This is a genomic window from Sulfitobacter sp. M05, from assembly GCF_029285175.1.
Lineage (GTDB): Bacteria > Pseudomonadota > Alphaproteobacteria > Rhodobacterales > Rhodobacteraceae > Sulfitobacter.
This window is the reverse complement of record NZ_JABEDH010000002.1, coordinates 209763-222499: the sequence shown is the minus strand read 5'-3', so window position 1 is coordinate 222499 and position 12737 is coordinate 209763. Positions and strand designations below refer to the sequence as shown.

General features: G+C 54.9%; 12 protein-coding genes, 1 tRNA gene and 1 pseudogene. 3 read left to right on the top strand and 11 right to left on the bottom strand.

Annotated elements, in window-relative coordinates; all coding sequences use genetic code 11:
* Positions 1 to 2 precede the first annotated feature (2 nt).
* From HKX44_RS09285 to HKX44_RS09260, 6 genes are all read right to left on the bottom strand, one after another.
* A complete protein-coding gene (locus HKX44_RS09285) occupies positions 3 to 1373 on the bottom strand; it encodes an aldehyde dehydrogenase family protein (protein ID WP_276151048.1) in 1371 nt (456 codons plus the stop codon).
* A 3-nt stretch (positions 1374 to 1376) separates the two neighbouring features.
* Positions 1377 to 2741, bottom strand: a complete 1365-nt coding sequence (locus tag HKX44_RS09280) for a glutamine synthetase family protein (RefSeq protein ID WP_276151047.1) — start codon at positions 2739 to 2741, stop codon at positions 1377 to 1379.
* Positions 2742 to 2811: 70 nt separating this feature from the next.
* Positions 2812 to 3846 (bottom strand): TRAP transporter substrate-binding protein, encoded by a 1035-nt coding sequence (locus tag HKX44_RS09275; protein WP_276151046.1) that lies wholly within the window; start codon positions 3844 to 3846, stop codon positions 2812 to 2814.
* Between the two features lie 53 nt (positions 3847 to 3899).
* Positions 3900 to 5225, bottom strand: a complete 1326-nt coding sequence (locus tag HKX44_RS09270; RefSeq protein ID WP_276151045.1) for a TRAP transporter large permease subunit — start codon at positions 5223 to 5225, stop codon at positions 3900 to 3902.
* Positions 5225 to 5794: a TRAP transporter small permease subunit gene (locus HKX44_RS09265; protein WP_276151044.1), complete on the bottom strand. Its 570-nt coding sequence runs from the start codon at positions 5792 to 5794 to the stop codon at positions 5225 to 5227. Before HKX44_RS09265 ends, HKX44_RS09270 begins: the two co-directional genes overlap by 1 nt.
* Entirely contained in the window at positions 5791 to 6555 is a 765-nt protein-coding gene (locus HKX44_RS09260; RefSeq protein ID WP_276151043.1) for an N-formylglutamate amidohydrolase, read from the bottom strand. The genes HKX44_RS09265 and HKX44_RS09260 overlap by 4 nt, the downstream gene beginning before the upstream one ends.
* A 113-nt stretch (positions 6556 to 6668) precedes the next feature.
* On the opposite strand from HKX44_RS09260, the gene HKX44_RS09255 reads away from it, so the two are divergent.
* Positions 6669 to 7541 carry a MurR/RpiR family transcriptional regulator gene (locus tag HKX44_RS09255; RefSeq protein WP_276151042.1) on the top strand — a complete coding sequence of 291 codons (873 nt, stop codon included), beginning with the start codon at positions 6669 to 6671 and terminating at the stop codon, positions 7539 to 7541.
* 406 nt (positions 7542 to 7947) lie between these two features.
* Here HKX44_RS09255 and thrH read toward each other — a convergent pair whose 3' ends face one another.
* The 3 genes from thrH to HKX44_RS09240 form a co-directional block, all read right to left on the bottom strand.
* Positions 7948 to 8568 (bottom strand): bifunctional phosphoserine phosphatase/homoserine phosphotransferase ThrH, encoded by a 621-nt coding sequence (thrH, locus tag HKX44_RS09250; RefSeq protein ID WP_276151041.1) that lies wholly within the window; start codon positions 8566 to 8568, stop codon positions 7948 to 7950.
* A 1-nt stretch (position 8569) separates the two neighbouring features.
* Positions 8570 to 9199 (bottom strand): LysE family translocator, encoded by a 630-nt coding sequence (locus HKX44_RS09245; RefSeq protein ID WP_276151040.1) that lies wholly within the window; start codon positions 9197 to 9199, stop codon positions 8570 to 8572.
* A 105-nt stretch (positions 9200 to 9304) separates the two neighbouring features.
* A complete protein-coding gene (locus HKX44_RS09240) occupies positions 9305 to 10054 on the bottom strand; it encodes a 2OG-Fe dioxygenase family protein (protein ID WP_276153712.1) in 750 nt (249 codons plus the stop codon).
* Positions 10055 to 10166: 112 nt separating this feature from the next.
* Between HKX44_RS09240 and HKX44_RS09235 the strand changes: the two genes are divergently transcribed.
* Positions 10167 to 11078, top strand: coding sequence for a LysR family transcriptional regulator (locus tag HKX44_RS09235; RefSeq protein ID WP_276151038.1), 912 nt, complete (start codon positions 10167 to 10169; stop codon positions 11076 to 11078).
* 92 nt (positions 11079 to 11170) lie between these two features.
* Positions 11171 to 12010, top strand: a pseudogene (locus HKX44_RS09230) (IS5 family transposase).
* A gap of 221 nt (positions 12011 to 12231) precedes the next feature.
* On the opposite strand, the gene HKX44_RS09225 reads toward HKX44_RS09230, so the two are convergent.
* A tRNA-Ala gene (locus tag HKX44_RS09225) sits at positions 12232 to 12307 on the bottom strand.
* Positions 12308 to 12401: 94 nt separating this feature from the next.
* A complete protein-coding gene (locus tag HKX44_RS09220) occupies positions 12402 to 12734 on the bottom strand; it encodes a TIGR02300 family protein (RefSeq protein WP_276151037.1) in 333 nt (110 codons plus the stop codon).
* Between the last annotated feature and the right edge of the window lie 3 nt (positions 12735 to 12737).

The following is a 12737-nucleotide window of genomic DNA, read 5'->3' as shown; positions in this document are numbered from 1 at the left end:
GATCAGGCTTTCTTGAGGTGGTAAGATTTCGGGCGTGTCAGGTTGTGATAGCCGATGACAGACAGGCCGCCACCGCGTCCGGTGTCCTTGCAACCGGTCCAGCACAACGCAGGATCTAGGTAATCAGCACGGTTCTGGAATACGGTACCGGTGTCGATCTGGTCTGCGATGGTTTCGGCGCGGGCCGTGTCGCGGGTCCAGACGGAGGCGGTGAGGCCAAAATCGCTGTCATTCATCAGTTTGATCGCCTCGGCATCGTCTTTTACCGGCATGATGCCAACAACAGGGCCAAAGCTCTCTTCGCGCATAACCCGCATGTCATGGGTCACACCTGTCAGGATTTGGGGCATCAGGTAGGCGCCGCCGTCCTGTGGAAAGTTGGCCGGATCAATATGCGCCGTGGCCCCTGCCGCAATTGCCTCGGCGGTTTGCGCCCGCACCTCATCGGCAAACCGTGCCTGCGCCATCGGACCAAGGGTGGTTTCCGGGTTCAATGGATTGCCCAGCTTGTAGCCATTCACAATCGCCACGGCCTTGGCGACAAATGCGTCAAAGTGCTGTTCCGCCACATAAATCCGTTCAATCCCGCAACAGCATTGCCCCGCATTAAACATCGCACCATCAATCAGCGTATCCACCGCCGCGTCGATGTCGGCATCATCGCAGACATAGCCGGGGTCTTTGCCACCCAGCTCAAGCCCGATACCGGTGAAGGTGCCCGCCGCGGCCTGTTCGATGGCCTTGCCACCACCGACAGAGCCGGTGAAGTTCACAAAGCCAAAGGATTTCGCGGCGATCAGATCGGATGTGGTCTGGTGATCCAGAAAGACGTTCTGAAACACCTCCTTAGGAACGCCCGCCGCGTGAAAGGCCTGTGCCAGACGTTCGCCAACCAGCGGCGTTTGCGAGGCATGTTTCAACATCACGGCATTGCCTGCAATCAGGGCGGGGGCGACGGTGTTGATGGCCGTCATATAGGGATAATTCCACGGCGCGATGACCAGCACAACACCATGCGGCACCCGTTTGATCAGGCGGCGGAAATTGACGCTGTCCTCAATTTCGATATCGGCCAAGGTATCCGTGGCGATCCCGGCCATGTAACTGGCGCGTTCGTTAAAGCCGCCAAATTCGCCGCCATAACGCACAGGACGGCCCATCTGATGGGCGATTTCCGGCACGATTTCATCGTTCATTTCACCGATTTTTGCGACGCCGTCCATGACACGCGCAATGCGGTCTTTCAGTGGCACGGCAGCCCAAGCGCTTTGGGCATTTTGGGCCGAGGCCACGGCGGCGCACGCCGCCTCGGCGCTCAAGGTTTCGCGGGTCGCATAGACAGAGCCGTCGATGGGGGAGGTACAGGTGATCATGGATTAAGCCCTTTCAAAGCCGCGTGCGATTTCCCAATCGGTCACGGTGCGGTCAAATTCTTCTTGTTCCCACTCCGCATTGCGCACGTAGTGAGCCACGACGTCATCGCCAAAGGCGTCACGCAGGAATGCGGAATTGCGCAGGGTCTCGGTGGCGGCGCGCAGGGTTTGTGGAATATCGGCAGCCTTGGCATCGGCATAAACGTCGCCGGTGGTGGGGGCGGCCAGTTCCATTTTTTCCTCAATACCCTTGATGCCGGCGGCGAGCATGGCGGCCTGGGCCAAATAGGGGTTCAAATCCGATCCCCCGATGCGGCATTCAACACGCACGCCCTTGCTGTCAGCACCACACAGGCGGAAACCGGCGGTGCGGTTGTCCACTGACCAGACGGTCTTGGTTGGTGCGAATGTGCCTTTGGCAAAGCGTTTGTAGCTGTTCACGTAGGGGGCCAGAAAGAACGTGTAATCGGGCGCATGGGCAATCAGCCCGGCCATATAGTGATCCATCAGTTTGGATTTACCCAGATCGGCCTTCTTGTCGAAGAACATCGGCTGGCCGTCTTTCCACAGCGATTGATGCACGTGGCTTGAACTGCCCACACGGTCCTTGTGCCACTTGGGCAGAAAGGATGCGGCATGGCCCTGCTGCCATGCAATTTCCTTGATGGCGTGTTTCGCGATTGAGTGGTTGTCAGCGCAATCAAGGGCGGCGGCGTAGCGGATGTTCAGCTCTTCCTGACCGGCTTCCGCCTCCCCCTTGGTGTTTTCGATGGGCAGACCTGCGGCAAACAGGTGATTGCGGATTGGCCGCATCACATGTTCCTCTTTGGTGGTCTGCAAAATATGGTAATCTTCGTTGTAGCCCGAAATTGGCGTCAGGTCCTGAAAGTTGCCTTTGCGGATTTCTTCAAAGCTTTTCTCGAACAGGAAGAACTCCAGCTCTGTGGCCATCATGGCGTCAAAGCCCAGCTTTTTCAGGCGCGCGATTTGTTTTTTCAGCATGGCGCGCGGATCATGGGGCACCGGCGCGTGGGTGTGGTGATCCAAGACATCGCACAACACCATTGCGGTGCCTTCCAGCCACGGGGTCAGGCGGATTGTCGACAGATCCGGTGCCATGACATAATCGCCATAACCGCTTTCCCAAGAGGTCGAGGCATAGCCGTCAGGCGTCGCCATTTCCAGATCGGTGGCCAGCAGGTAGTTACAGCAATGGGTCTCCTTAAACGAGGTTTCGACAAAGTTGACCGCATGAAACCGCTTGCCGGTCAGGCGGCCCTGCATATCCACGAAACAGGCCAAAACGGTGTCGATTGACCCGTCGGCGACGCGTGATTTCAGATCGTCAAAAGACAGTTTGCCAGTCATGGAAAATACTCACATTTGGGGATGGCGGGTAGAGTGGCGAGGGCGATCTGTGCCGCCCCCGCATTGGGGTTTAGCCGTAGCGGTAAGGACGGCCCGCTTTGACCATGTCTGCGTTGTATTTTTTGAAGATATCAACCACCCGACGTTTGACGTCAGACTCAGCGGCAATCTCTTCCCAGAAGTCCTGAGCGGCGGCCTCGACGGTGGCCCATTCTTCATCCGGGATCGTCGTCAGCTTCAGCTTGTCACCATTAACGCGCAAGTTGGCTTCGCCACCCCAGTACCACCACTGGCGGTAGTAGTGCGACTGGTCACAGCAGACGCGGAACAGGGTTTGCAAATCCTCCGGCAGCTCGTTCCAGCGTTCCATATTGGCATAGAACGATCCGGCCCAAGCACCGGAAATGTTGTTGGTCAGGAAGTAGTTGGTCACATCGGCCCAACCCACGGTATAATCTTCGGTGATACCGGACCATGCGATACCGTCCAACTCGCCGGTCTGCATGGCGACTTCGATGTCTTCCCAGGGCAGGTTCACCGGCACCACACCGAATTGAGTGAGGAAGCGGCCCGCAGTTGGGAAGGTAAAGATGCGTTTGCCCTTGAGGTCAGCCAATGAGTTGATCGGATCTTTCGTGGCAAAGTGGCAAGGATCCCATGCGCCGGCAGAGATGTGTTTGACGCCAACCTTGGAGTATTCTTCGTCCCAGATTTCATTCAGACCATATTGGTTGAACAGCACTGGCACGTCGAGCGAGTAACGCGAGCCGAAGGGAAAGTAGCCGCCAAAAACCGTGACTTCGGTGGGCGAGGCCATGGAGTCATCATCGGACTGCACCGCGTCGATGGTGCCGCGCTGCATCGCTTGGAACAACTCGCCTGTCGGGACCAGTTGATCGGCGTAAAACAGTTCGATCTGCATCCGGTCGCCGGCGATCTTGTTGAACATCTTGATGGCGGGCTCGATGACTTCCGCGGCGAGGGATGCACCGGCATAGGTCTGCATCCGCCATTTGATGGTGTTTTGGGCTACGGCTGGTGCAGCCAGCGCAGCGGCGGGGGCGGCAACGGCAGCCCCTTGGATAAACTTACGTCTGGTGGTCATGTCGTGTCTCCTTGTTGTTGAATTGCGCCGGTTGGCCCGGCTTTTTTTAGGGTTTAGTTTCCGTAAACATACTCAGGCAGCCACAGGGCCAGACCCGGAAAGAACATGACAAGGGTCAGCGCCAGCACCATCACCAGCACAAAGGGTGTCACCGAGCCATAGATGTCGCGCAGGGAGATTTCCGGCGGCGCCATTGCGCGCATCAGGAACAGGTTATAGCCGAAAGGCGGTGTCATATAGGCGATCTGTGTGGTGATCGTGTAAAGGATACCATACCAGATCAGATCGAACCCCAGCGCCCCGACCAGCGGCACATAAAGCGGAGCAACAATGACCAGCATAGCTGTGTCATCAAGGAAGGTGCCCATGATGATAAAGCTGAGCTGCATCAGGATCAGGATCATCCATGGCGACAGGTTGAGTTGTTCGGTGAACAGGCTTTCAATCGCTTTCACCGCGCCCAGCCCGTCAAATACCGCGCCAAAGGCGAGGGCAGCAAGGATGATCCACATGAACATGCAGGTGATGCCCAGCGTGTTGCGCACCGAGTTCTCGAACACTTCGCGGGTCATACGGCCCTTAAGGACAGCGGCCCCAAAGGCGGCAATGGCACCGATGGCAGAGCTTTCGACCAGCGAAGTCCAGCCGTTCACAAAGGGCACCATCATCACGGCAAAGATACCCAGCGGCAGCAGACCGGCCCGCAATAGGCGCAGTTTCTCCGCGCGCGGGATGTCACGCTCTTCAAGCGGCAAGGCAGGGCCGAGTTCCGGATTAATGCGGCAGCGGATTACGATGTAGATGATGAACATTGCCGCCATCATCAGTCCCGGAATGATCCCCGCAAGCCAGAGTTGCCCCACAGGTTGGCGTGCAATCATCGCATAAAGAACCAGCACAACCGAAGGCGGCACCAGAATGCCCAGACTGGAACCCGCCTGAATAACGCCAGTGACCATGCGTTTGTCGTAACCACGTTTGAGCAGCTCGGGCAGGGCAATCGTCGCACCAATTGCCATACCGGCAACAGACAATCCGTTCATCGCGGAAATTAATACCATCAGGCCGATTGTCCCAATCGCCAACCCGCCGCGCAGGCCGCCCATCCAGACATGAAACATCTTATAAAGATCATCGGCGATTTTGGATTCCGACAGGACGTATCCCATGAAGATGAACATCGGCAGGGTCAGCAGCGGATACCATTTCATCAGTTTCATCGCGGCGGAAAAACCAATGTCGAACCCGCCCTTGTCCCCCCAGAGCAACAAGGCGGCTACAACAGCGATAAATCCGATGGCCCCGAAAACCCGCTGGCCGGTCAACAGCATCAGCATCATCGAGGAAAACATCAGGGTGGCGATCATCTCGTGGGGCATTAGATTTCTTCGCCTTTTAGCCGCAGTACGTCTTTGCACAATTCCGATACGCATTGCAGCAACATCAACAGGAAGCCGACAATCATCACAGCCTTGATCGGCCACATGTAGGGACGCCATGCCGAGGAAGACCGCTCAAGCCGCCCGATTTCCTCGCTGCCGGTGACAATGCCGAACAGATAGGAGAACGGTTCAGTCTTCCAATATCCCAGCGCATAGGCGGTCGAACTAACCGCGCCATAAAGCAGGACGCAGAGATAGAAGATCAGAAAGCAGACTGTCAGCAGATCAAACCAGGCTTTGCGCCGGATCGACCAGTCACCATAGAGCAGGTCCATGCGCACATTTGATCCCAACTGGATCGAATAGGGGCCGCCAAGGATGTAATAGCCCACCATGACAAATTGCGCCATTTCAAGGGTCCAGAGGCTGGGCAGGAAAAAGGTCTTGCTGATTGAGGACCAGATCAAAATGCCCATCAAGACAAAAATACCATACATTGCGATGCGTCCGATGCGGTGGTTCATCCCATCCACACACCGGATGTAACTGCGCAGCACGCCGTTCATGTCGGATCTTTCGCGAGGGTCGCACAGGCATCTGACACCCAAGCGCTCAGCTGTTTGGCCATCAAGCTCTGTTCTGCGGGGGTCGCGATCAGATCGTTGCGTATTTCGAGCATCACGTTCGGATGTCCCCCAGAGACGCCATGTTCCAACAGGGTATGTGTGACCCCGTCCTGCGGGCCATACGGTTCGTTGCGTCGGGTGATATGCGGGCTGTGTGCCGCGCCGGTTTTTAACATGGCATCCGCCAGCCGCGTGTCGCTGTCATGCAGCACACCAATTTCAACGCTGCGGGGGGCACCGTGATAGATGGGTGTAAAGCTGTGAATTGTCACCAGAACCGGCTTTTCTTTCGCAGCCACAACGCTAGCCAGAGCGTCGCGAAAGGGCGTGTAATACTGCGCTGCGCGAGAGGCTCGTTCGACCGGTGACAGTTTGGCGTTCCCCGGAATGTCAAAGATTTCGCTTTTTGCAGGCATCGCACCGGCTGCGTCAGGTGGACGGTTGCAATCATATACCAGTCTGGACACGCAGGATGTTACAAGCACGGCGTCCAGCTCCCGCGCCATGTCTTGCGCCACGGCCATGGCACCGGGATCCCATGCGGCATGGCTTGTCAGTGGCGCGCCGCTCAAACCTAGATTGTCAAACTGTGCGGGGATGGCATGGCTGGCATGTTCGCAGACCAATACAATTGGTGATGCCCCAGCAGGATTAACCACTTTGAAAACGGTTTCCGAGTTGCCTTTTAACGTCTGATTCATGCTGCCTCCCGCGGATAAAACTCTTGCCAACCGAGCATTCTGTCAACACAATTGTGAAAAAATTATCACATATCGTTTCGGAATGATAAATTTATATGCAAAAAGAGGTGCCCATGTCAGAGGACATGCTGATGATTTCGGACCGGATTCAGAACAAACTGGATGACCTGACGCGCGCGGAACGCCAGCTTGCCCTGTCCATACTTGAAAACTATCCCGCCTCCGGTTTGGGAACATTGTCAGCCTTGGCCAAGGATGCTGATGTTTCGGTGCCAACCGTCGCAAGGATGGTGCAAAAACTGGGCTACAAGGGCTATCCGGAGTTTCAGGCCGAATTACGCGAAGAATTGCGCGCCAAGGCCAAGAGTCCGATTGCCAAACATGACACATGGGCCGAGGCCGCCCCGTCAGGCCATATGCTGAACCGGTTTACCGAGGCGGTGATCGACAACATCCGCCACACATTGGGCCAGATTGATCCGGTGTCCTTTGATGCGGCCTGTGCCTTGGTCGCGGATCCGTCACGCCATCTGTATATTGTTGGGGGGCGGATCACCCATACGCTGGCCGAATACCTGTTCCTGCACATGCAGGTGATCCGCCCCAATCTGACCCATGTGCAATCCACCTCGAATTCCTGGCCGCATTACCTGTTGAATGCGTCGGAAGGGGATGTGTTCATCATTTTCGACGTGCGCCGCTATGAAAACAACACGTTAAAGCTGGCCGAGATGGCCCATGCGCGCGGTGCGAAGATTATCCTGTTCACCGACCAATGGCGCAGCCCGGTGCATCAGCTGGCCGAACACAGCTTTTCAAACCGGATCGTTGTGCCCTCGGCGTGGGATTCGGCGGCGACAACCATGTTGCTGGTGGAAACTATGATTGCCTCGGTGCAGGATCAGCATTGGGAAGGCACAAAGGAACGTATGGAAGAACTGGAAGATATGTTCGACCGCACGCGGCTGTTTCGGAAATTTACGTGAGGGGGCCAGTGTGTTTCAGTGGCTGGGGTGTGCCCATAGCGTCTGGATCACAACCGTGTCGTGAAAGTTTCAGAGTTGTGAATATCTGTTCTTTGTTGTGCGCAGAAAGGACGGTCTTTCAGTTATGAAATGGATTGCGCTTTTAGGAGTACCGATTGCAGGTTTCGCATTCTACCCTCGAAGCTATCAAGCGAAGCGATCCCTCAAGAAGGCTTGATTATCACATATTCCGTGAGGCCGATGTTTGGGTTTCACAGTGATTTGAGGCGAGCTGTTAGCGTGAAGCATGGTGCAACAGAAATCCAACAAGACCTTTCTGAAGATACGGCTTGGTGGCGTGGGTCGCACCTTTATCTCCATAAGTCAGGTGGATACGGCCAGAAGAACATGGACCACTCAGTGCCCGCTAAGCATGTACATCAGCGAACGCTGAGAATTTAGGAAGCACCTGCTCAAGATTTCGGAGGACCGGTAGTTCTCCGGCTGAGCGGAGGGTCATGTCCGACGGATCAAATAGTATTCCAAGATCAGCGCGTCTCAGCATAGCGAGGTCATTAAATCCATCCCCGATAGCAAGCACCGGGGATTGTCTATCATGCAGGAACTCATAAACCCGTTCCTTGCCACACCCGATATGCCAGTAAAAGCAGTCAGCAGCAAAACCGTGACAATCAACCGTCAGATGGTTCGTGAAGACGCGGCTCACGGACAGTGCCTCAAGCGCGCTGTCGTTCATCGGGGCAAACGAATCTGTAACGATCACGACCTCGGCGAATGATTTGAGCGCTTCGATGAAATCGATTGATCCGGGCAAAAATGACAACCTAGATACGATCTCTTGAACATCGGCAAGTTGCACACCATTGCTGCGAAGTAGCTTAAGCCTTTGTGTCATTAATGTCGGATAGTCAGCGACTTCCCGTGTTGTGACTTCGAGCTTTCTATCGCCAATAGCGGATGCAATTGAGGGCCACATTTCCGGGAAGATAACACCTTCCAAATCAACGAGTGCGACGGGTTTAGGCATCTTATACTCCCAGGTCGTTCTTAAGTAGCAGAAAACAACCCAGCAGAAGCAACACCAAGCCAATCCCAACGTTAAACGCACGCTGGTTGCTGAGTATGCGCATGCGAATGGCAGGCGCGGACATGAACATGGAGACCGCGCTGAACCACAAGAGGTGAGAGGCCGCGATAAAAGCACCCCACAGCAGCTTGGCTTCCAACGATGTGTCTGGCCCGATGACCTGGCTGTAGAGACTGATGACAAACAAGGATGTTTTCGGGTTGAGGCTGTTGGTGAGCAAGCCCATCCCAAAGTAACGCCAGTTGGTGAGTTGATTGTCGCTTCCATCGCGCGCGTTCACCTGAATCGGTTTGGAGCGAACCATCGTTAGACCCAGATAGAGTAGATAACCGGCGCCGACGATCCGCACATATTCAAAGAACTCAGGGACGTATTGCGATATGAGTGCAAGGCCCAGAATCGCGTAAGCGACGTGTACAAAACAGCCAGAGGCAATTCCAACCGAAGAGGCAAGGCCAGCCCCTTGGCCGAAAAGTGACGAATTTCTTGAGACGACGGCAAAATCAGCCCCGGGACTGATGACGGCGAGCCAGGTTATGGTTGCGATGACCCATGCTTGTGTGATGTCCAAATTGGTATTCCTTTTGTTGACCAGCCACTGGACGGATTGTTGACCAGCCACCGGACGGATTGTTGACCAGCCACCGGACAGATCTGGTGACTGGTCGTTCTGCTGCTATTTGCGTTTGAACGTCGCAACGAGCATGTCGCGATGACCTTTGAGTTCGGCCGATGCGGGAAGAATGGCCGAGACACCATGTGCCACGCGCAAATCGTTGACCATGACGGCCTCAAACGGTTTGACAAGGGTAAACTGCGCGACTTCGTTGTTATCCGCGTCGAGGACGCGGGTGGTTCCATTGACGACATTGTGCCGGTCCACGAGAACCATGAGCACGTAATCAACACCGTCGCGATGGACGCCCTCCGGAGTGGGTTTCCCTCCGGTGGGTTGGGCATCAATGCGAAATTGATGAGTTTCGACATGCCAGTCATACATCGGCGACAGCATCCCAAAACTGCGCGACGCAAACGCAAGGATGTTTCTGAGAACTCTTCCATGTGCAACATGATCTTCCAGCGGCGCAAAGTGTCGCTGAACGCCGCCGTTTAGGCCGTTAAAGGTTGTGGTCTGGTAGTGAGACTGGTGAGTTTCATGTGCGATACCGCCTCCCGCACGTGTGGCTGAAAACGTGCCGTGCCGACGCCGACGGTAGGTGCCGCCATCCGCCATATACTGGTCAACTTCAAGACTATTCCAACTGTCCCGAAAGCTCTCCAATTCGTGCTGAGGCAGATCGTCTATCTCACGCAGAAACGTTTCGGGAGACAGATGAACAAAGTCATATTTGGCCAATTTTTCGCAATATATAGGCTGTGTTGTGATAGGGGTGGATGGTTGTGCCAACGTGGTAGGGGATTGCATTTCCATTTCCTCCAAGGAGCAATTAATACGCTAGGTGTTGCAACCGGAAATTGAAGCGTGACCGACCAAAGCACAAACGAAGAAAGATCATGCAGGACCGAGAGTTTTTCTCATGAAGGATCAAAAACGCCACAGGTATAAATGGAGCCTGAAAGCAATGCGCACATTCGAAGTGTGTGCAAGGCGCGGAAGTTTTTCCGCAGCGGCTGACGAACTCAGAATCACGCAGGGTGCCGTCAGCAAGCAAATTAAGGGGCTTGAAGAAAACTTGGGCTTGGCGCTCTTCCATCGCCAGGGCAACCGTATTGACTTGTCAGTTGAAGGCACCGAACTCGCGGAACATCTGTTCGAGATGTTCGAAGATTTGGATCATCTTGTGCACAGACTTGGGCCAGATCACGCGACCACTCCTCTCATTGTATCCTGCGAACCGACGATTTGTCTTAAACTGTTGATTCCGCTCGCGCCTACGATTGAGGAAGAAACGGGCATACAGCTCAAAATTCTATCAGGAGGCGGCGCTGTTGATTTCCACGGGCACGGCATAGACATTGCTATCCGCAGAAACGACTTTGATCTTGAGCCAAACCTTCACATCGAAACCATTGCAAAGGAATATGTTGGACCAGTTATGAACATGGACCTCTCATTTGGAAAAGGTTCGGAGCCGCAAAATCACACGCGCATCAGATCAGCGAGCCGCCCTGATGCTTGGCTGAGCTGGAATGATCAGACCCGGAAAGACACGCTGACGCGCGAGATCGAACACCAACATCACTTCCTTGCTTTGGAAGCGGCAGAGAATGGGCACGGCATTGCAATGATGTCGCTATATATGGTGGCCCGAAACATGGAAAATACCAGACTGACAGCCCCTTTCGGTTTTATTCCGGATGGGTCCAAATACATCTGTATATCAACGCGGCCTATTGATAACGACCCACGCAAGCGCGCGGTCGTTGATTGGCTGACAAAGAAGTTTCGCGACTACAAGAGCTACTTTGCCACTGAGGCTGCTGGGTAACAGGAGCAACGTTCATCTAGTCTCAGGACCCATTAACTGATTAAGCTTGTGGCGCTGTCATGCTTCACGGCCCCCAGTTTTAGGGGGATATGATGAGCAATCTTTATTGGCTGACGGAGGCGCAAATGCATCGGCTTCGGCCGTACTTTCCAAAGAGCCGAGGTCGCGCACGGGTGGATGATCGTCGTGTTTTGAGTGGCATTATTTTCATCGATCGCAATGGTTTACGCTGGTGCGATGCGCCCGCCGCGTATGGTCCGCCCAAGACGTTGTACAGCCGCTGGAAGCGCCCCCTCTCACACATGCAAGCATGTGTTGCCGGTCAACGGGAGTGACATGGGCGTATTCGCGCGGATCATGATGGGGCTGGCCGAGCAGGCCCCCGACAACAAAACCATCTCAATCGACGCCACCTACCTCAAGGCACATCGTACGGCCTCCAGCCTGCGGTTAAAAAAGGGGGGCGAGGACGCCTGATCGGGCTGACCAAGGGCGGTATGAATACCAAGCTGCACGCAATCACAGACACCAGCGGACGACCAATCCGCCTCTTCATCACAGCAGGACAAGTTAGTGATTATACTGGTGCAGCCGCCTTGATGAATGGTTAGCCTGAGGCTGAATGGCTCCTCGCTGACAGAGGGTACGATGCTGATTGGTTCCGTGAAGCCCTTGTGGACAAGGGCACAAGGCCCTGTATTCTTGGCCGCAAGTCGCGCAAGAAAACCGTCAAGTACCCCTCTCGTGACATTGCTGTGCAATGCACTGCCGGGCAAGGGACAAGCGCCGCTACAAACGACGTAATCGCATCGAGAGAATGTTCGGCAAGCTCAAGGACTGGCGGCGCATCGCAACCCGCTACGACAAATCAACAACCAGCCGTATTCCTCTCCGCAATCGCCCTCGCAGCAACCGTCATATTCTGGTTATGAGGCCTGAACCTAGTGTCCTTAGGCTGTTTCACATTGCATCCTTTCCATTATGTCGTTCGGCTTCCGATAATGCTTAAGGTGCCCGTGACTGCGACGGCATGCAAGTTGCCAACTTAGTCTGCTCAGCTGAATAGATTTGGTGAAATTGCCGGTTTCCCTGTAAAAAGGAAAAGCTACGCTGCCGCAAAGGAACTATTATGGGGTGCTTAACAGTAAAACCTTGGTGGAGCATAGCGGGATCGAACCGCTGACCTCCTGCATGCCATGCAGGCGCTCTCCCAGCTGAGCTAATGCCCCATTTGACCAATGGCCTAGGGTGGTGGCGCGTGATTAGAGCCAAGCGCGGACGGGATCAAGAGGAAAATCCGTTTTGATCCCGCCTTTTGTGAATTTAGTCGTCGTCGGGTGTTGCGACGTCAGCAATATCGTCCAGTGGGACAGTATCATCATCATCGTCGTCATCGTCCAGAATATCGTCGTCGAGATCCACATCAACGTCGTCGTCATCGTCGAGCACTACATCCTCGTCGACGTCGTCCTCCATTTTCTTTGCCTTGGCTGTAACGGCATCCTCGGCATCGGCCGCGATCATCCGTGATTTGGCCGCGTCGACCTCCAGCACTTCGCCGGTATACGGGCTGACGATTGGATCTTTGTTAAGGTCGTAGAACCGCTTGCCCGAGGTTGGGCAAAGACGTTTGGTTCCCCATTCTTCCTTGGGCATGAT

What these genes read in the sequence shown, in the direction of transcription:
- HKX44_RS09260 (WP_276151043.1), bottom strand. Translation starts at nt 6,555, where the DNA reads ATGAATCAGACGTTAAAAGGCAACTCGGAAACCGTTTTCAAAGTGGTT.
- HKX44_RS09220 (WP_276151037.1), bottom strand. Translation starts at nt 12,734, where the DNA reads ATGCCCAAGGAAGAATGGGGAACCAAACGTCTTTGCCCAACCTCGGGC.
- HKX44_RS09275 (WP_276151046.1), bottom strand. Translation starts at nt 3,846, where the DNA reads ATGACCACCAGACGTAAGTTTATCCAAGGGGCTGCCGTTGCCGCCCCC.
- HKX44_RS09280 (WP_276151047.1), bottom strand. Translation starts at nt 2,741, where the DNA reads ATGACTGGCAAACTGTCTTTTGACGATCTGAAATCACGCGTCGCCGAC.
- HKX44_RS09255 (WP_276151042.1), top strand. Translation starts at nt 6,669, where the DNA reads ATGTCAGAGGACATGCTGATGATTTCGGACCGGATTCAGAACAAACTG.
- HKX44_RS09265 (WP_276151044.1), bottom strand. Translation starts at nt 5,794, where the DNA reads ATGAACGGCGTGCTGCGCAGTTACATCCGGTGTGTGGATGGGATGAAC.
- HKX44_RS09270 (WP_276151045.1), bottom strand. Translation starts at nt 5,225, where the DNA reads ATGCCCCACGAGATGATCGCCACCCTGATGTTTTCCTCGATGATGCTG.
- HKX44_RS09240 (WP_276153712.1), bottom strand. Translation starts at nt 10,054, where the DNA reads ATGCAATCCCCTACCACGTTGGCACAACCATCCACCCCTATCACAACA.
- HKX44_RS09235 (WP_276151038.1), top strand. Translation starts at nt 10,167, where the DNA reads ATGAAGGATCAAAAACGCCACAGGTATAAATGGAGCCTGAAAGCAATG.
- HKX44_RS09285 (WP_276151048.1), bottom strand. Translation starts at nt 1,373, where the DNA reads ATGATCACCTGTACCTCCCCCATCGACGGCTCTGTCTATGCGACCCGC.
- thrH (WP_276151041.1), bottom strand. Translation starts at nt 8,568, where the DNA reads ATGCCTAAACCCGTCGCACTCGTTGATTTGGAAGGTGTTATCTTCCCG.